We start from the raw sequence: 18,169 nt of genomic DNA, 5'->3' as shown, positions 1-18,169 counted from the left end.
CAATACAAACTTGATAGCTAACCCTTATGTTATAACCGTTCTGGCATAAATATAAAAGTCACATAACAAAAAAAGCCTAGTTTAGAACTAGGCTTTTTGAGTGACGATCTCTTACTGGAAAGAAAAACCGTCTAAGTTTAGATTATTTGCAGAAAGTGCAAGATCCAGACTTGATGTTTGATAGTCTTGATCACGTTGTTTCAAAATGTCTTTTGATACATGACCTGAAGCGATTTCACGTAAAGCAACAACAGTCGGTTTGTCATTGTCCCATTCTACAGTTGGTTCAATACCTTGACGTGCCAATTGACGCGCGCGCTTGCTTGCCACTAGTACAAGCTCAAAGCGGTTGTCTACATGGTCTAAACAATCTTCAACGGTGACGCGTGCCATAAGAATTCTCGTTTGAATAATAAATTTTAACAGACTGCTCAGTATAAAAGGCTTTGTCTATAGACTCAAGTTTTAATCACTGTTCAGTCGGTGTAATCAGTTTTTGAATCAGTTTTTCATGACGGTTGGCTTGCTGGCTAAGTACCAGACGATTGGCAATAATCACCGCTTCCAAGTCATGCAGCGCCTTATTAAAGTCGTCATTAATAATGATATAGTCAAAGTTGCTATATTGTTGCATATCTTCTACCGCGCAGCTCAGACGGTGTTCAATCACATCCACAGCATCAGTACCACGGTTAGACAGGCGTTCACGTAGATCAAACTGGCTTGGTGGCAAGATAAAAATTTGTTTAGATTCAGGAAAAAGTCGACGAACCTGCTGTGCACCTTGCCAGTCAATTTCCAGTAGCACATCATGACCTTTAGCCAGTTGCTCTTTGACTGTGGCTTGTGCGGTCCCGTAGTAATTACCAAATACTTCGGCGTATTCGATAAAACCACCTTCATTGACCAGATTTAAAAAATCTTCTTTATTAGAGAAATGGTAGTGCACGCCATCGAGTTCGCCAGGTCGTTGACCGCGTGTAGTGTGTGACACAGAAACGTGAAGATTGTTGACACGCTCAAGTAGGGCTTTAACAAGGGATGTTTTGCCTGTTCCAGACGCTGCAGAAACGACAAACAAGAGACCCGACATGATATTTTTCCTGATATGATAAAATATCTTCTCTATTTTAGAGTAGAGCGGCTTTAAACTAAATAGTTGTCAGTCGATTGTTTACATTTATTTCAATTGAACCGCTAAAAATGGTATGAGTATTGAGGATTCTATGGAAATTGTTTTAGCCAACCCACGTGGTTTTTGTGCTGGTGTAGATCGTGCCATTGCGATCGTGAACCGTGCCCTAGAATGCTTTAACCCCCCAATTTATGTGCGGCATGAAGTGGTGCATAACAAATTTGTGGTCGATGACTTACGTCAGCGTGGTGCAATTTTTGTCGATGAACTCGACGAAGTTCCTGACGATAATATCGTGATTTTTAGCGCGCATGGTGTTTCCAAGGCGGTACAACAAGAAGCTGAACGTCGTGGTTTAAAGGTTTTTGATGCGACTTGTCCATTGGTGACTAAGGTGCACATTGAGGTGACTAAATATGCTCGTGAAGGTGTAGAAGCGATCCTGATTGGTCATGAAGGCCATCCGGAAGTTGAAGGCACCATGGGGCAATATGACAAAAAAAATGGTGGTGAGATTTATCTGGTTGAAGATGAAGAAGATGTCGCCGCTTTAACGGTACGCAATCCTGAAAAAGTCGCTTTTGTCACGCAAACCACTTTATCTATTGACGATACGGCGAAAGTGATTGATGCCTTACGTCAAAAATTCCCAATGATCCAAGGTCCGCGTAAAGATGATATTTGCTATGCTACGCAAAACCGTCAGGATGCAGTACGGGATCTGGCTGAACGTTGTGATGTAGTCTTAGTTGTGGGTTCACCAAATTCATCTAACTCAAACCGTTTGCGTGAACTGGCGGAACGTATGGGGAAGGCGGCTTATCTGGTTGATAATGCCGATGAGCTCAAGCAGGAATGGTTTGCAGAAAATGCCCAGATTGGGGTAACAGCAGGCGCATCTGCACCTGAAATCCTGATTAAACAAGTTATTCAGCGTTTACAGGATTGGGGTGCACAAGCACCGCACGAATTAGATGGAAGAGAAGAGAATATTACTTTTAGCTTACCGAAAGAATTGCGTATTCCAGTCACTCAAGCTTAAGATGTGACGCACTTATCACCTGATTTATAATTTTTTTAAAACAGATAACTGCTTTTTGCGGTTATCTGTTTTTTTATGCCCTTTATCTGCTCTGTGTAGGTTTTGTAAAATTTATAGATATTATTTTTAATAGGGGGAAAGTTTTGGAGCTGGGGGGAGAGTGTGCAAAAGAATAAAGGTTTTACGTTAATTGAGCTGATGGTCACTATTGCGGTATTGGTGATTGTTGCCATGATGGCAGCGCCCAATATGATGCAATTGGTATATAAGAAACAATTAGAGACAGAGGCAAGAGATTTGGCGATGACATTGTCAAATGTTCGAGGAACAGCCGTTTCACTTCGCAAAGATATTTCTTTAGAATTTAAGAATCAAGAAAATACTGGTGATAAGTTCTATTGGGATACGACAAGGTCAACTGTACATGTGCTTGCTAAAGGATTGCCAGAAGGGATTACTTTTACACCAACAGGTTTGGCGAAAAAACGCACAACAGCAATTCGTAAATTAGTTAATAACCCAGGGTATAAAGCGGATTTGCCAGAGATGGTCCCATTTGTTTGAACAACTAAAAGCTTATTTATAAGTGATATTCTGCTCTAGTTAAGCTACCTTATTTTGTTGTGGTAGCTGGTCATAGTAAAACTCATCTGGAGTCATTTTGTCCAGACTCGAATGAGGTCGTTTCAAATTATAAAATTCAAAATATGCATTTAATTGCTTTTTCGCATCAAAAACATTGCTGTAGGCTTTGAGATAAACCTCCTCCTATTTAACGATCCGCCATAATCGTTCAATCATCACATTATCAACCCAACGACCTTTACCATCCATGCTGATTTGGATGTCATTTGATTTTAACACTTCAATAAATGCATCACTGGTAAATTGACTGCCTTGGTCTGTGTTAAAGATTTCAGGTCGGCCATATTTTTCAATAGCTTCATTTAATGTTTCTATACAAAATGCAACCTCCATACTAATCGATACGCTATGGGCAAGCACCTTACGGCTGTGCCAATCAATCACAGCACATAAGTAGACAAAGCCTTTTGCCATAGGGATATACGTTATATCCGTTGCCCACACTTGATTACTCCGTTGAATATTCAATCCTTTGAGCAGATATGGATATTTACGATGAGCTTGATTGGCCTGACTTAGATTTGGTTTACGATATAACGCATTAATGCCCATTTTCTTCATTAAAGTACGTGTATGACGTCGTCCTATATGATGTCCTTGACGGTTCAATAAATCACGCATCATACGGCTACCTGCGAAAGGGTATTGCATATGTAATTCATCAATACAGCGCATCAGCTTCAGATCTGATGCACTCACAGGTTTTGGGCGATAGTAATAACAACCACGAGAGACTTTCAGTAGCTTAGCTTGCTTAGATACTGAAATCTGAAGTGAGTCGTCGATTAACTTTTGTGGTTGAAGCGGCCCAGTTTCTTCAACACACCTTCTAAAAAATCAATTTCTAATGCCTGCTCACCGATTTTTGCATGTAGTTTTTTAGATCAATGGGCGGTTCTGCTGGAGCTTTTGATTGATCGAAGGCTTGCGAGGAAGCTGAAAGCAATTGATTTTTCCAGTCGATAATTTGGTTTTGATGAACATCAAATTCAGCACTCAATTCAGCAAGTGTTTTTTCTGCTTTAATCGCAGCAAGTGCTACCTTAGCTTTAAAGTCATTTGAATGATTTCTTCTTGGTCTACGTGCCATAAAATACTCCATATATCGATGTTTATAACATCATTTGGGGAGCAAAATATCACTTATAGGAGTTGTTCAAATTTACGGAGCCATCTCTTTAAAGGTAAGGATTCACCTGTAACAACAGATACTTGTTCCGCTTGGTCTGATAAATAAATTCTAACTGTTGATAACCTAAAATTTGATCTTTCATTCAGGGCAAACTTCGCGTAAAATATTGCCCTCTATGAAAGGGGTTTGAAGTGTTCCGGTGGTCGGCACATGAATAATCCGTAAAAACTATAAGGTTCTATCATGGTTGTTATTCGTCTTGCACGCGGTGGTGCTAAAAAACGTCCGTTCTATCAAATCATTGTGACTGATAGCCGTAATGCACGTGATGGTCGTTTCATCGAACGTATCGGTTTTTTCAACCCTACAGCTCAAGGTAAAGCAGAAAAACTTCGTTTAGATGCTGACCGTTTTGCTCACTGGGTTTCACAAGGTGCTCAACCTTCTGATCGTGTTGCTTCTTTAGCTGCTCAAGCTAAGAAAGCTGCAGTTGCTGCATAATTTTTATATAAATTAGGTAGTAGCTTGCCCATGACACCAACACAGAATGTTCCCGAAGATCGTATTCAGATTGGACAGTTGCGTTCAGCATATGGATTAAATGGGTGGCTCTGGGTCTATTCCAATACAGAACCTATGAGCAACATATTTGACTATCTGCCTTGGTACATTGAGACCAAAGCAGGTTGGCAAACTGTCGATGTAAAACGTTGGAAACCACATGGTAAAGGCCTGGTTGTTTCGCTAAAAGGTGTGAGTGATCGCACTGGTGCAGACGAACTGGTTGGCTCCAATGTCTGGATCTCTAAATCGCAACTGCCTCAAGCAGGCGTAGATGAGTATTATTGGTCTGATTTAAAAGGTCTAACGGTGTTAGGTCTGGACGATGAAGAACAAGAAGTCAATCTGGGTCAAATTTTTGAGCTGTTTGAAACAGGTGCTAACGATGTGATGGTGGTTCGCGCAACTGCCGACAGCATCGATGGCGAAGAGCGAATGATCCCATGGCATAAAGATGTGGTGCAACGCGTTGATCTTGAAGCTGGTCGTATCTACGTCAATTGGGGCGTAGACTACTAAGAATTTTTCGGAAATACGGGAGTCTGCGATGTTTTTTGCAGTCATTACGCTTTTTCCTGAAATGTTTGAAGCGATTACAGCCTATGGGATTAGCGGGCGCGCAGCAAAACGTGAGTTGATGCAAATTCATTGCATCAATCCTCGCGATTATGCGACGGGCAACTATAAACGCGTGGATGAACGTCCATTCGGTGGTGGTCCGGGTATGGTGATGATGGCTGAGCCTCTGGCAAAAGCAATCCAGCATGCCAAAGAGCTTGCAAGGCAAGCGGGTGCAGTTCAGGTTCCTGTGGTGTATATGTCACCGCAAGGAAAAACCTTAAACGAAACTGCGGTACAGGATTTTGTCAAATATGACGGAATCATCGTACTGTGCGGACGTTATGAAGGCGTCGATGAACGTTTGATCCAGCAATACGTTGATCAGGAATGGTCAATTGGAGATTACGTCTTGTCGGGTGGTGAACTGCCTGCGATGGTTTTATTGGACAGTATTATCCGGAGACTTCCGGGTGCCATGTCTGATGAACAGTCACACGTGCAAGACTCATTTGTGGATGGTCTTCTAGATTGCCCACAATATACCAAGCCAGATCATTTTGAAGGTTTGGATGTGCCTGAGGTGTTAAAGTCCGGGCATCATGCCAATATTGAAAAATGGCGGTTTTTGCAGCGATATCAGCGTACACTTGAACGCCGCCCAGAGTTGGTGGAAAAAGTCGAGTTGACCAAGCAGCAGAAAAAATGGCTAAAAGATTTGTAAGATATTGATGAGTAATCATTTCTATCTTCAAGCAAGTACTTAAAATGATTTAAGTATTCTTTAATAGGCTCTTTATGGTTGAGATGGTCAACCATAAAGGGAAAGATAATCGGGTGTATGCGCTTTAGCCTCTATACCCAGCGATGATCAGACCTCTTCTGACTCGCACATATTGGAGATACCCCATGAGCGGTAAGCATCCTTTAGTTCAAGTAATTGAAAACGCACAATTGAAACAAAACATCCCTGCTTTTGCACCAGGTGATACAGTTATTGTTCAAGTTAAAGTAAAAGAAGGCGACCGTGAGCGTTTACAGGCGTTCGAAGGCGTTGTAATTGCTAAGAAAAACCGTGGTTTGAACTCTGCGTTCACAGTGCGTAAAATTTCTAGCGGTGTTGGCGTTGAGCGTGTATTCCAAACTCACTCTCCAATCGTTGCTGGTATCGAAGTGAAACGTCGTGGTGACGTTCGTCGTGCTAAACTTTACTACCTACGTGAATTGTCTGGTAAAGCTGCACGTATTCGTGAAAAATTACCAGCTCGTAAAACTAAAGCTTAATTTTAAGCTTTATACGAGTAAAAAAATGCGCCTTTGGGCGCATTTTTTATATCTAGCTATTTTTATAAAAATCATAAACCTTGCAATTTTAAACGGTTGGCATGCTGGAGATAGGCAGCAACCGGATCAGGTGCAAAGGTACCTTTAATGCCGAACAACAAATTGATTTCATCCAGATGATTCCATGGATAATCATCACGAATCGTTTTACCAAATTTGGCACTACATACCGACACGATTCCATCGTTCGCGCCAGCCTTACTTGCAGAAAGTAGATCCAAGGCTTTCATGGCGGCATCACTGACATCTAGGGGATTGGTCACGGGTTGATTGCCCATCATTGAATACAGCGCAATGCCTTGGTCTTTATATTTGCCTTCATTACATGGGCTCAGCGAAAGCCCGAGTTTAAAGCGCTGGTTAAATTCGGCTGTGCCTTCAATAGACGTACTATGTCCGGCTGCAACGGCATTATGCGGGAAAGCTTGACCGTCTAAGCCTTGTGCCCACATGATGACGTTGCCAAAACTGCTGATCAGGGTATTGAGCAATTCAGATGTTCCGGTTTGATTGGCAAGTCGCATAACATCAGAGGCGACAATCGTGCCTTGATTGGCACCGCCCACAGTCATCACTGAGGCTACATGTTGCGGCATCACCCCGGCTGCATAACGCACGCTATGCGCACCATGACTATGACCAATTAAATTCAGTTTTTTGGTGCCAGTGATCGCCATGACTTCTTTGAGTTGCTCCACATATTGTTCACCTCTGATTTCGCTGGAATTGAAAGGTGAGATGCGGGTGGCAAAGGCAGTTGAACCATTACGGGCTAAATCAGGCAAAATTTGATACCAATAGTCCATGCCTAAGGCATCAAAACCAATGCGATTAAAGCCGACCATGCCATGTGCAAAGACAATTGGGTATTGTGTTTTGGCGTAATTGGACACGACAAATCTGGATTCTGCTAGCTGCAAATTGGAAGCCTGTACATATTGGCCCGTAAATAACACGAAGCATAAGGGTATAAAATGCGTTCTAATTTTCATAAAGTTCCATTTTGGCGGTTTAAAAATTAAAAAATCCCTGCACATTGTGATGACAGGGATGAGATTGAATTACAGGCCTTGCAATTTGAGCCGGTTGGCATGCTGGCGATAAACATCGACTGGGTCTGGAGCAAAGATATTTTTTAACCCGAGGAATTGGTTCACTTCATCCAGATGGTTCCAGTTGTAGTTATCCCGAATTGTTTTACCGAATTTGGCACTACAGCGGGAGACCAGACCATCATTTTCCTTGCCACCATCAATGAGTAAAGCTGTAACTTTCAATGCTGAATCAGGATCGAGCGGGTTGGTGACTTGACCTACACCAGTGAATGAATAATGACGAATATCACCTTCTTTTTCCTTACCTTCACCGCAGGCGGTGGTTGGCATACCGAGCGGATATTTCTGGTTGAATTGAGCGGATCCTGCCAAGGTCAGGCTGCGACCACCGGCTAGAGAATCATGCGGGAAACTGTTCGGATCCAGCCCTTGTGCCCAGGTGATGGCCTTGGACACCAGGTTGATGCCACCGACTAAAGGCCCTTGTATCGGTGTGCCTTCTGCCTGAAGGATCAGGTCTGCCACCGGAGAGCCTTTATGCGGAGCACCGACTGAAGTCAGGGAAGCAACCAGGTCAGGTCTCGCACCTGCGACATAACGAATGGTCGGGCCACCATGCGAATGACCAATCAGATTGACTTTAGATGTGCCGGTAATCGCCAGAATTTCATTGACTTGCTCTAAAAGCTGTTCACCCCGAATTTCCGATGAGTTAAAAGGTGAGACACGTGTTGCCCAGACATTGCCGCCATTACGTGCCAGATCCGGTAAAATCTGATACCAGTAATCCAGTCCAAACTGGTCGGTACCGACCCGGATGAAACCCGCCATACCATGTGCGAACACAATCGGATATTGGGTCTTAGCATATTGTGAACTGGCTTTTGCTGTGATCTGACTGGCTTGGGTGGATGCCTGGGTGCTGAGGCATGTACCCGCCAGCAGTAGGCCGGTGATGAATACTCCGAATTTCATTATATTTTCCTCACTTTTGTTGTTTTAACAGGATGATCCTCATCCGGTTGCCTAAAGTTCCGCTCTGTAGCAGGGACTCAGTTTCCTAAGTTTTTTAATTAATAAAGATGATCTATTTATAAAGATGAGCGATTTATAAGCCTTGTAGTTTGAGCCGGTTGGCATGTTGGCGATAGAGTGCGATCGGATCCTGCGCGAAACGGCCCAAAATACCAAAAAACTGGTTTACTTCATCAAAATGATTGTGGGCATAATCCTGACGAATGATTTGGCCATAACGTCCGCTACACAGCGGCAGAGCACCATCATTGGCTTCTCCTTTCAAGAAACTGCCACCTAAAGTCACGACTGTAGATTCAATCGCATCCAGCGGATTGGTTGTCTGCCGGTTGCCCATCCAGGAATAGTGGTAAATTCCATTTGGCGTGAGTTTACTGCCCTGAGACTGACAGTTTTTGGGAATAGCAGAGGAGCCATATTTCATATTGAAAGCCTGAATCGCCTCTGAGTTCATGGCTTGCAGTGCCTCGATCATACTGACCGGATACTGGTTGCCTGTAACCAGATTCATGCTGTGGCCCAGAATCGTACCGATGGCATGAATAAAAGGTTCAAGCAGGGGTGTCTTGCTGGCATTGACAAAAACTGGTGTGCCTTGCATGGCGCCCGCAATGGCGGTTAAAGAGGCAGCTTTATACGGTGCAACGCCCTCGATATATTGAATCGTTGGGCCACCTTGGCTATGCCCAATCAGATTGACTTTCTTATGGCCTGTCAGTGCCAGTACTTCATCAATTTGCATCAAGAGCTGTTCGCCACGCAGTTCATTGGATGCGACGGCAGACAATTCGGCAGAAAATACCCGTGCACCATGCCGACTCAGGTCTTGGGGAATCTGATACCAGTAATCCAAACCGATGCGATCCGTTCCAATCCGGTTAAAACCCAGGCCAAAACCATGGACAAAGACCATCGGATATTTTGTCTTGGCATAACTTGAGAGGACAAAATTGCTTTTATATTGCTGTAATGCCGAGGCTTGCACAGGGCCAGTCCATATGGAAACCAGCAGTAAAAGGTTCAAGTGATACATTATTTTTTTCATTGCAGCTTCCCGATCACGGATAGGTCAAATAAAAAGAAGCAGAAAAAAAGCCTATATTTCAGCTGAAATATAGGCACTCTGGGGTTATAAACCTTCTAATTTTAGTCGGTTGGCATGCTGGCGGTAGAGGGCGACCGGATCTGGTGCAAACACGCCTTTCAGACCAAACATCATATTGGCGAGGTCCGTATGATTGAGTTTGTACTGGTCATGAATGACCTTGCCCATGAAAGCGCTACAACGTGACACCATGCCATCATTGTCTTTACTGCCATAAGATAAAGGGCCGAGCTGCATCAGGACCGTATCAATATCCAGAGCATTGGTGGCTTGGGCCACACCCGTCCATGAATAATAATGAATACCTTTACTGTCTTTCTGCTTTAAATTTTTATTACAGTTTTCTGTGGACGCCAATACACCATCTTTGATGACCTGCTGCGCCACTGTAGCATTAAAAGTATTTGAGCCGGTCTGGGTCAGGGATTTCATGGAAGCATCAAAATCAATTTCCAGTTCAGGTTTAAACTGGCCCAGTGCAATCAATGGACCAATAATATAATCACCTAAAATGTTAAAGGCAGTACGGGTCAGGCGATTATTTTGAATATCATCTGCCACTTTGGAGCCATGGTAGGTTCCTGCAACGCCAGTGATAGCCGAAATATACTGCGGCTGGGTCGCTGCGACATACAGTGCTGTCGGTCCGCCATGAGAGTGACCAATCAAATTCAGTTTTTGCTTGCCGGTAATTGCCAGAACCTCTTCAACCTGTTGAACCAGTTGTTCACCGCGATGCGCCGTTGTATTTGCCGGAGACAATTGTGCCGCAAAGACGGTAGAGCCATTACGTGCCATATCTGGCAGAATCTGATACCAGTAATCCAGCCCGATACTATCAGTGCCAATGCGTGACCAGCCATGCACCATCAAGATCGGATATTTGGTCTTGGCATAGTCAGACCGGGTCTTTTCGATGACTTGTGTTGCACTCGCCGCAGCCTGAGTATGTGCAGAAAAACTGAATCCCAGAGTTGTCGCTAAAGCCACAGTCAGTAACTGGGCTATCTTGCTGAAAGTATGCATAGCTGTCCCTTTTTAATTTTATCGTTATTCAAGCAATCATTGCTTTTTGTAGAGTGTTGCAAACCACAAAATCAGACGATGAAAATACAGGTCCGGCTTTCAGTGGCTAAGCAAATTTTCTTTTTAAAAGGGGTATTTTTTCATTTCAAAGCGTTTAAACCATGTCATTTGGGGACATGCAGGACGGGAGGGGTTTACATTGTAAATATATGTTTTATCTACACATGTATTTAAATAAAAAGTCTTTGAAATAATTAAAATTTGTCTAAGTTATTTTGTGTAAATACGAAATATTTTGAAACAACTATAAAAGATCATTTTGAGAAAAAATATAAAGTTAGCAAAAGGGCATTTATAAAAAAGCCATCAACAGGTGATGGCTTTTGGGCTTAGTCAGCAAAGGGCAGCTTGGCTCCCTGATCATGAACCTGTTCAAAGGTTTCTACCCGGAGTTGTTCTTGCGGTGTATTAAAATGTTTACTGCGAAGCTGGGCAATGGCTTGCTGTTTGGCGGTATCTGACATGCCGGACTGGGTAATCTGATCCCGTTCATCTAAATAGCCCGTCACCCGGTTTTTCCAGTCGCTGCGTTGTACATCCAGTTGTTCCAGACGCTGTGTGGCTTCAGGGCCGACTAGATTAATCCGCATCTGCCGGATTTCATCGCTGGAACCGCCACGAGCCTTAATATTAGCGGTTAGTTTGCGCAGATCTTCCAGTTTATTCAGTTGTTCCAGATTTTCCTGCCAGTCCTGTGGGAGCTGTTGAAACAGTGCTTTGAGCTTTTGGGCTTTTTCAGTCTCAGTCAAGCTTTTGTCTGCCAATACGCTCATCCGGTCCAGGGTATATTCATGATAGGCATCTTCTGTGCCAAACAAGCCTTCAATTTCATACTTGGAAAAGTACTGCTGGCGCAAATACTGGGTACTGTTATAGATGCTACGATAATAGGCAGGATATTCCTGATTCAGCCCAGTCGGTGCAGTGAGCTGGCCCAAACCCTGACGATACTGGATATAACGATCCCATAAATCCAGAATTTGCGAGAGTGCTGGTTCTTTATGATTCTGGCGAATATAGGCTTTAAAATCCTGCTGGATCTGCTGCAGATTTTTTTCGCCAAACTGAGTAATAAAATATTCAAAACAGTTGCGGGTCTGTTCATTCACGATCAGACGGTTGCTGGCATCTAACTGCATCTGACAATTAATTTCGGTATCTTGCTGGCTGGCACTGGGGAAGGCTGCATTGGCAGGGCCATTGACCAAGAGTGCGGTTTGCTCTGCCTGAGTTTCAGTAAAAGGTGTTTTTGTCCCGGTATCCGCCTGGTTATTTTCTTTTGGAGACAGCCATAAGATCAGCGTGAGAATGCACAGCACCAGCAACGCCAGAATGATCCATATTTTATATTTCTGCATATCCTATGCACCTATTTTCTCGTTGTTTCATTATTTTAGATGTTCAAGCTTTTAGATATTAAAGCCGGCTCAATATGCCATAAAAATCATTAGAGACTATAGAAAAGTTGTAAATCATCTCGCAGGGTTTTACCATGGCGCCAATTTATAAAATGTCTGATTTTTTGCCATGAAAGCATCATCTCCTAAAATTCAGCGTCGTCATCTTAGTGGTGTCTTCCTGCTTAATAAGCCTTTGGGTATCAGCTCTAATGCCGCATTGCAAAGAGTCCGCTGGTTGTACCGTGCACAAAAAGCCGGCCATACCGGTGCGCTGGATCCGCTGGCATCCGGTTTATTGCCCGTGTGTTTGGGGGAGGCGACCAAGTTTTCGCATTATTTATTAGATTCGGTCAAGCGTTATCAGACGACCGTATTTTTGGGGCATAGTACCACCACGGGCGATGTCGAAGGTGAGGTGCTTCTGGAAAAAGCGGTTCCTGAACTCTCGGAAGCCTTGATTCAGGACACATTGGCACAGTTTATCGGGGATATCCAGCAAGTGCCGCCGATGTATTCTGCCTTGAAAAAAGAAGGCCGTCCTTTATACGAACTGGCGCGCAAAGGTATCGAGATTGAACGTGAAGCGCGTCCAATTACGATTTTAGCGATTGAGTTTTTGTCCTTTACGGAGAACAGTATTACGCTGGATATTACCTGTTCTAAAGGCACTTATATCCGGGTTTTAGGTGAAGATATTGCCAAAGCGCTGGGAACTTATGGCCATCTGACTTATCTGCACCGCATCAAAACCGGCCATTTTGATTTGATTCCAAGTTATACCATTGAATATCTGGAAAGCCTGAGCGAAGCAGAGCGCGATGAACTGTTATTGCCGGCCTATGCACCGGTTGATCATTTTCCAAAAGTGCAGGTACCCGAAAGTCGTGCAGAATATTTTAGCCGCGGCATGGAAAGCAATATCGAACATGAAGCAGCTGAACAGGTGCTGGTTTTTGATGGTGAGAAATGTCTGGGGCTGGCAGAAATCACCGACAAAAAACGTCTGGTGCCCAAACGCGTCCTGAACCTCTAATCGAGTCAATATATGGAAATTGAGATCATCATCAGTCTGGTTGTCTTTGCATTTTTTGCAGGGGCGATTGATGCTGCCGTAGGCGGTGGTGGTCTGATCCAGATTCCGGCAATTATGGGGAGTTTACCGCATCTACAGCCTGCTACGTTCTTTGGTACCAATAAATTCGCTTCCATTTGTGGCACCGCTTCTGCGGCATTTTCCTATCTGTGTCAGGTGAAACTGCCTTGGCTGCTCTTGGGCGTGATTGCACTGTGTAGTTTTGTCAGCTCTTTTATTGGTGCAGCCAGCGTTACGCTAATTCCAGTCGAGATTCTTAAGCCTTTTGTGCTGGTCATGTTGATCGTGATCGCCATCTATCTTTAGTGTGAAAGAGGACTCCACCCAACATTAGGGTGGAGGTGAATTTCACGACTTTTTTTTGGTGTTTTTTTAGTGCAATATGATAGAATAATTTACATTAAGTTTCTGTATCTAAATAGATTTAAGGCGAAATGAAGATCAACAAAGCGTACAAATTTAGGCTTGAGCCTAATGCGGAACAAGAGCTTGTTTTAAACAAGTTGCTTGGCTCTGCACGTTTTGTTTGGAATCAAATTTTAGCTGTATCATTTGAGATGCTTGCTAAAAATGAGCGAATCAACAAAGTTAATTTAGTCAATAAAATTCCTGAATTACGCAAAAAACCTGAATGTGCTTTTTTAGAAAAAAGCTCTAATGGTGTTTCACTCCAACAAAAAGTCCGTGATCTTGGTGATGCTTGGGCTAAATTTTTTGATAAAAAAGAACAAGCTAAGTTAAAGCAAAAACCATTTAAGCCTAAAAAACCAAGATTCTTTAAATTGACCGATGGCAGTGAAATTCAGCTTAGACCACTCATGCCACGATTTAAAAAGAAATCTGATGGTTATGATTCAATTCGCATTGTTCAATTTGGCAGATATTGTTGGGTTAAAGGTAATCAGGTTAAGTTGCCTAATGACATTGGCGTTGTGAAATTCAGAAAATCACAAGAGATTCTTGGTGAAATCAAGAATGTCACAATCTCAAAGCATGTTGGAAAGTGGTATATCTCTTTCGGTGTTGAAAGCACAATAGATGCACCGATTCACCCATCCAAATCAGCCATTGGTGTTGATCTAGGTGTTAAAAATTAATTACAACATCTAGTGGTCAGGTGTTCGACCCGATCAATAGTTTTAAAGCTAATCAAGTTAAATTAGCTAGGCTTCAACGCAAGTTGAAGAAGAAAACCAAGTTCAGCCAAAATTGGAAAAAGCTCAATTTAAAGATCAATAAACTACACCATCATATTGCCAATATTCGGCATGACTACTTGCATAAAGTCACTACAACTCTCAGCAAAAACCACGCAATGATCGTAGTTGAGGACTTAAAAGTAGCCAATATGTCGAAGTCAGCAAAAGGTACAATCGAGAACAAAGGAAAGAATGTGAAAGCCAAGTCAGGCTTGAACAAATCAATTCTTGATCAAGGTTGGTCAATGCTTGGGCTTTGTTGCACAAACCTATCTGTAAAGGCTTTTTCAGCGATATAATTTTCAAATGAAGAAGCCTACACACAAAATCTACCGCACAACCAATTGGCCCGCATATAACCGAGCACTCATGAGTCGCGGAAATATTGCCATTTGGTTTGATCCTGCTACGCAATGGTATGCGCCATCAAAAGGCAAACAAGGGCGAAATCAAACCTACTCCGACGCAGCCATCCAATGCTGCTTAATGATTAAATCCTTATTCCGTCTGTCTTTACGTATGGTCACTGGCTTTGTGCAAAGTCTGATTAAACTTTGCGGATTAAATTGGATAGCGCCAGACTACACTACAATTTGTAGACGACAACAGCATATTGATATTGCAATCAGCTACCAAAAAAGTAGCGATGGGCTGCATCTACTCGTAGACTCTACAGGCATGAAGTTTCTAGGTGAGGGCGAATGGAAACGCAAGAAACATGGAGCTGAATATCGTCGCCAATGGCGTAAACTACATATTGGTATAGATGCCAAAACCCTACAAATACGCGCTATTCAGCTCACAACCAATAATGTCAGTGATTCACAGGTGCTTGGTGATTTACTTAATCAGATTCCACAAGATGAGCAGATTGACTCTGTTTATACCGATGGAGCTTATGACACCAAGCAATGCCGTCAGGTCATTGCAGATCGGCAAGCACATGCGGTGATTCCACCTAGAAAAAATGCGAAACCATGGAAAGATACAAAGAGTAGCTCGCTAGAGCGAAATGAATTACTTCGAACAGTTAAACGTTTAGGCAGGACATTATGGAAAAAATGGTCAGGCTATCATCGCCGCAGTTTGGTGGAAACCAAGATGCATTGCATCAAATTATTAGGCGATAAATTAATGGCAAGAAGCTTTCCTAGTCAGGTGAATGAAATTCATGCACGTGTAGCAGTCCTCAACAGATTTACGGAATTAGGTCGACCACTTACCCAAGTTACGCCTTAAATTTGGCTCAATTAGGGGCGCTTTGCATTTCAAATCTTTGTGCAACAAAGCCCAATGCTTGTCAAAATATTGGAGTATAAGCAACAATGGCGAGGTGGTTTACTCGTTAAAGTTGACCCTAGATATACAAGTCAAACTTGTAGCTCATGCGGTCATGTAGCGAAAGAGAATAGACAAACTCAATCTAAATTTGAGTGTGTTGAATGTGGCTTTAGCGAGAATGCGGATATTAACGCTTCTCGCAACATTTTAGCGGCAGGACATGCCGTTTTGTCTGTGGAGGGGCGATGCGGTAACGGTCGCCCTGTGAAGCAGAAAGCAAGTGAAATCCGTGAGGAAGTCACCTAAGAGCTTTTGCTTTTAGAATCCCCCCACTTGAGGTAAAATGAAAGTGAGGGGAGTATGTCAAACCTTGATGAAAAAACAGTTCGGCCAGGTGCATACCGAACAAAAACTGAATCGGAAAATGCTGATTCTGGCCGCTTTGGGCAGTCTGGCGATAGGCTTTTATGATGGTATCTTTGGTCCGGGCACCGGTAGTTTCTTTATTTTCTTTTTTATTCGCTATTTGAGCGTCGACTTCCTGCATGCATCGGCCTTATCGAAAATTGCCAATTTCACTACCAACCTGGCCGCCTTAAGCTTTTTTATTCCTAGTGGCAATGTGCTGTTTATGGTCGGGACAATGATGGCGGTAGCCAATATTTGTGGTTCCTTGGTCGGGGTGCGTTTGGCATTTAAATATGGCAGTGGCTTTATCCGGATTTTATTCCTGATTCTGGTCAGTCTGCTGATTTGCCGGATGGCATACCAGATGTTTTTTTAGATATAAACCCGATGTAAATCATTCTCGATATTAAAGTTTCTTAACAAATCACTTTATAAACTGGGTCTGAACCTGTTCTGAAAATCTTCTAGAATCAATGATATTAAAAATAAAACAATCGGAGAAATATCGGAATGACGACTATTTTTGAAGCATTAAGAGAGAGTCATGAGATTCAGCGTGATCTTGCAGAAAAACTATTACAGACTTCCGGGGATACAGCAGAACGCCGCGAGCTGTTCAAGCAACTCAAAAATGAATTATTTGCCCATGAGGCTGCGGAAGACCGTTATTTTTATATCCCCTTGATGATGACCGATTCAGGCCTGAATATTACCCGCCATGCCTTGGCCGAACATCATGAAATGGACGAAATGATTGAGGAATTAACTGCAACTGAATTGAGTAATCCGGGCTGGATTGCCATGGCCAAAAAACTTTCCGAAAAGGTGCATCATCACTTAAAAGAAGAGGAACATGGTTTCTTTCAGCAAGCTGGTAAAATTCTGGGAGAAGAGCAAAAGACCGCTTTAGCAGTGCAGTACAAGAATGAATACCAGCATTATAAAGACATGAAAAAAGATATGCTGGTACAAAGCTAAGCTTTAAATTCAAGTCGAATAAATAAAAAAGATGCCTGTAGTGCCATCTTTTTTATGCCAATTTACCTACCTTCTATATTTTGCTTTCAAAGCAAGTAAAAACACAGAATGGATAGGATATTTAATTAGTTATTCAAATTCCAATAAGCCTTTTAGGCATTCTTTTCTGCCGATCCTTGACGGGCGGCACGTACGGTCACACCGACAGAGGCCAGCATGATACAGACTAATGCTACCGTCTGAAGATACGTAATTTTCTCCCCCAATAGCATAAAACCGGTCAGTGCTGCCAAAGCTGGTGACAGGCTGGAGAGGGTGCCATAGCTGGTCTTGTTTAAATGCTGCAAAGCTTTTAAGTCCAGCGCATAGGGAATCGCTGTGGCCAGAACCGCAATGACAACGGCTTTACCCCAATGTTGCGTATCAATCAATGCGGGCGCATTGTTATAGAGCCCAATCGGAAGCAGACACAGGGCTGAAATGCTAATCGCAATAGTCAGTGCATGCATACCGATATTTTGCTGAACCACACGTTGCCCAAAGAAAATATACAGTGCCCAGCATAAACCCGCACCTAAAGCACAGGCGGCGCCGAGCAGGTCGAAATTACTGCTATTGGCCTGTCCCCATGGCACCATCAGTGCGATGCCTAAAATGGCCATTAATACCCAAATATAGTCACTACGCTGTTTAATCGAAATGAGGGCTAGGCCGAGCGGACCAATAAATTCTAGTCCTACCGCAATTCCCTGCGGTAATCTTCCGAGGGACAGGTAGAATAAAATATTCATGACCCCTAAAGCGGCGCTATAGCAGAGCAAATCCCGCCATTTCAAAAAAGGCAAACGGGAAATAATTTTCCAGGAACGGAACATTACCCCAACAATAATTGCTGCAAAGCACAGCCTTAAAATGGTCACAGTAATCGGATCCAGCACACTAAACAGCTGTTTGGCAAAAGATGCACTAATCTGGTAGGAGGTCATGGATAATACCATGAACAATACAGCAAGGAGTTGGGCGTTTGGCATGGAAGCAGCTTCTACCCAGAGCGGGTGAAAATGAGAAATAGGAGGAAATGAAATTATAGCAAACTGGTTAATTTTTAATGA

General features: G+C 43.0%; 17 protein-coding genes and 5 pseudogenes. 13 read left to right on the top strand and 9 right to left on the bottom strand.

Annotated features, from left to right (window positions below; genetic code table 11):
- Nucleotides 1–111 precede the first annotated feature (111 nt).
- Together rpoZ and gmk are read right to left on the bottom strand one after the other, a co-directional pair.
- Nucleotides 112–393: a DNA-directed RNA polymerase subunit omega gene (gene rpoZ / locus HGD77_RS13690; RefSeq protein WP_004281186.1), complete on the bottom strand. Its 282-nt coding sequence runs from the start codon at nt 391–393 to the stop codon at nt 112–114.
- Nucleotides 394–469: 76 nt separating this feature from the next.
- The gene (gene gmk, locus HGD77_RS13685) at nt 470–1,093 is read right to left on the bottom strand and encodes a guanylate kinase (RefSeq protein WP_004281187.1); all 624 of its coding nucleotides are present in this window, start codon (nt 1,091–1,093) and stop codon (nt 470–472) included.
- Between the two features lie 133 nt (nt 1,094–1,226).
- On the opposite strand from gmk, the gene ispH reads away from it, so the two are divergent.
- Together ispH and HGD77_RS13675 are read left to right on the top strand one after the other, a co-directional pair.
- Nucleotides 1,227–2,177 carry a 4-hydroxy-3-methylbut-2-enyl diphosphate reductase gene (gene ispH / locus HGD77_RS13680; protein ID WP_005265555.1) on the top strand — a complete coding sequence of 317 codons (951 nt, stop codon included), beginning with the start codon at nt 1,227–1,229 and terminating at the stop codon, nt 2,175–2,177.
- 162 nt (nt 2,178–2,339) lie between these two features.
- Nucleotides 2,340–2,741, top strand: coding sequence for a Tfp pilus assembly protein FimT/FimU (locus HGD77_RS13675; RefSeq protein WP_005265556.1), 402 nt, complete (start codon nt 2,340–2,342; stop codon nt 2,739–2,741).
- Between the two features lie 39 nt (nt 2,742–2,780).
- Here HGD77_RS13675 and HGD77_RS13670 read toward each other — a convergent pair.
- A pseudogene (locus HGD77_RS13670) lies at nt 2,781–3,912 on the bottom strand (IS3 family transposase).
- A gap of 285 nt (nt 3,913–4,197) precedes the next feature.
- Between HGD77_RS13670 and rpsP the strand changes: the two are divergent.
- The 4 genes from rpsP (at nt 4,198) to rplS (ending at nt 6,357) form a co-directional block, all read left to right on the top strand.
- Complete coding sequence (gene rpsP / locus HGD77_RS13665) at nt 4,198–4,455, top strand: 30S ribosomal protein S16 (RefSeq protein ID WP_004281198.1); 258 nt, start codon at nt 4,198–4,200, stop codon at nt 4,453–4,455.
- A gap of 30 nt (nt 4,456–4,485) precedes the next feature.
- Nucleotides 4,486–5,034, top strand: a complete 549-nt coding sequence (gene rimM / locus HGD77_RS13660; RefSeq protein WP_005265559.1) for a ribosome maturation factor RimM — start codon at nt 4,486–4,488, stop codon at nt 5,032–5,034.
- A gap of 28 nt (nt 5,035–5,062) precedes the next feature.
- Nucleotides 5,063–5,797, top strand: coding sequence for a tRNA (guanosine(37)-N1)-methyltransferase TrmD (gene trmD / locus HGD77_RS13655; RefSeq protein ID WP_004281202.1), 735 nt, complete (start codon nt 5,063–5,065; stop codon nt 5,795–5,797).
- Between the two features lie 185 nt (nt 5,798–5,982).
- On the top strand, nt 5,983–6,357 hold the full coding sequence (rplS, locus tag HGD77_RS13650; protein ID WP_004281205.1) for a 50S ribosomal protein L19: 375 nt from the start codon (nt 5,983–5,985) through the stop codon (nt 6,355–6,357).
- Between the two features lie 71 nt (nt 6,358–6,428).
- On the opposite strand, the gene HGD77_RS13645 is transcribed toward rplS, so the two are convergent.
- The 5 genes from HGD77_RS13645 to HGD77_RS13625 all read right to left on the bottom strand — a co-directional run bounded on the left by HGD77_RS13645 (nt 6,429) and on the right by HGD77_RS13625 (nt 12,056).
- On the bottom strand, nt 6,429–7,409 hold the full coding sequence (locus HGD77_RS13645; protein WP_129717755.1) for an esterase/lipase family protein: 981 nt from the start codon (nt 7,407–7,409) through the stop codon (nt 6,429–6,431).
- A 69-nt stretch (nt 7,410–7,478) separates the two neighbouring features.
- Nucleotides 7,479–8,447 (bottom strand): esterase/lipase family protein, encoded by a 969-nt coding sequence (locus HGD77_RS13640; protein ID WP_004732400.1) that lies wholly within the window; start codon nt 8,445–8,447, stop codon nt 7,479–7,481.
- A gap of 133 nt (nt 8,448–8,580) precedes the next feature.
- A complete protein-coding gene (locus HGD77_RS13635; RefSeq protein WP_004732398.1) occupies nt 8,581–9,552 on the bottom strand; it encodes an esterase/lipase family protein in 972 nt (323 codons plus the stop codon).
- 84 nt (nt 9,553–9,636) lie between these two features.
- A complete protein-coding gene (locus tag HGD77_RS13630; protein ID WP_168730877.1) occupies nt 9,637–10,638 on the bottom strand; it encodes an esterase/lipase family protein in 1,002 nt (333 codons plus the stop codon).
- A gap of 389 nt (nt 10,639–11,027) precedes the next feature.
- Complete coding sequence (locus HGD77_RS13625) at nt 11,028–12,056, bottom strand: lipase secretion chaperone (protein ID WP_004732393.1); 1,029 nt, start codon at nt 12,054–12,056, stop codon at nt 11,028–11,030.
- Between the two features lie 169 nt (nt 12,057–12,225).
- Between HGD77_RS13625 and truB the strand changes: the two genes are divergently transcribed.
- The 7 genes and pseudogenes from truB (at nt 12,226) to HGD77_RS13590 (ending at nt 17,057) form a co-directional block, all read left to right on the top strand.
- Complete coding sequence (gene truB, locus HGD77_RS13620; RefSeq protein WP_004732391.1) at nt 12,226–13,131, top strand: tRNA pseudouridine(55) synthase TruB; 906 nt, start codon at nt 12,226–12,228, stop codon at nt 13,129–13,131.
- A 12-nt stretch (nt 13,132–13,143) separates the two neighbouring features.
- Nucleotides 13,144–13,491, top strand: a pseudogene (locus tag HGD77_RS13615) (TSUP family transporter); the annotation flags it as partial.
- A 134-nt stretch (nt 13,492–13,625) separates the two neighbouring features.
- Nucleotides 13,626–14,641 (top strand): annotated as a pseudogene (locus tag HGD77_RS13610) (RNA-guided endonuclease InsQ/TnpB family protein); the annotation flags it as partial.
- Nucleotides 14,642–14,696: 55 nt separating this feature from the next.
- Nucleotides 14,697–15,629: an IS5-like element IS17 family transposase gene (locus HGD77_RS13605; protein ID WP_080631276.1), complete on the top strand. Its 933-nt coding sequence runs from the start codon at nt 14,697–14,699 to the stop codon at nt 15,627–15,629.
- Between the two features lie 54 nt (nt 15,630–15,683).
- Nucleotides 15,684–15,977: pseudogene (locus HGD77_RS13600) on the top strand (RNA-guided endonuclease InsQ/TnpB family protein); the annotation flags it as partial.
- Nucleotides 15,978–16,038: 61 nt separating this feature from the next.
- Nucleotides 16,039–16,455 (top strand): annotated as a pseudogene (locus HGD77_RS13595) (sulfite exporter TauE/SafE family protein); the annotation flags it as partial.
- Between the two features lie 134 nt (nt 16,456–16,589).
- Nucleotides 16,590–17,057 carry a hemerythrin domain-containing protein gene (locus HGD77_RS13590; RefSeq protein ID WP_004732380.1) on the top strand — a complete coding sequence of 156 codons (468 nt, stop codon included), beginning with the start codon at nt 16,590–16,592 and terminating at the stop codon, nt 17,055–17,057.
- 152 nt (nt 17,058–17,209) lie between these two features.
- Here the strand turns inward: HGD77_RS13590 and HGD77_RS13585 are convergent, their stop codons facing one another.
- A complete protein-coding gene (locus HGD77_RS13585) occupies nt 17,210–18,088 on the bottom strand; it encodes an EamA family transporter (protein WP_004732378.1) in 879 nt (292 codons plus the stop codon).
- Nucleotides 18,089–18,169 lie beyond the last annotated feature (81 nt).

This window comes from Acinetobacter sp. NEB149 (genome assembly GCF_012516415.1).
In the GTDB taxonomy this organism is placed as follows: Bacteria; Pseudomonadota; Gammaproteobacteria; order Pseudomonadales; family Moraxellaceae; genus Acinetobacter; species Acinetobacter lwoffii_V.
The sequence above is the reverse complement of the archived record's forward strand: the minus strand, read 5'-3'. Positions and strand labels throughout refer to the sequence as shown.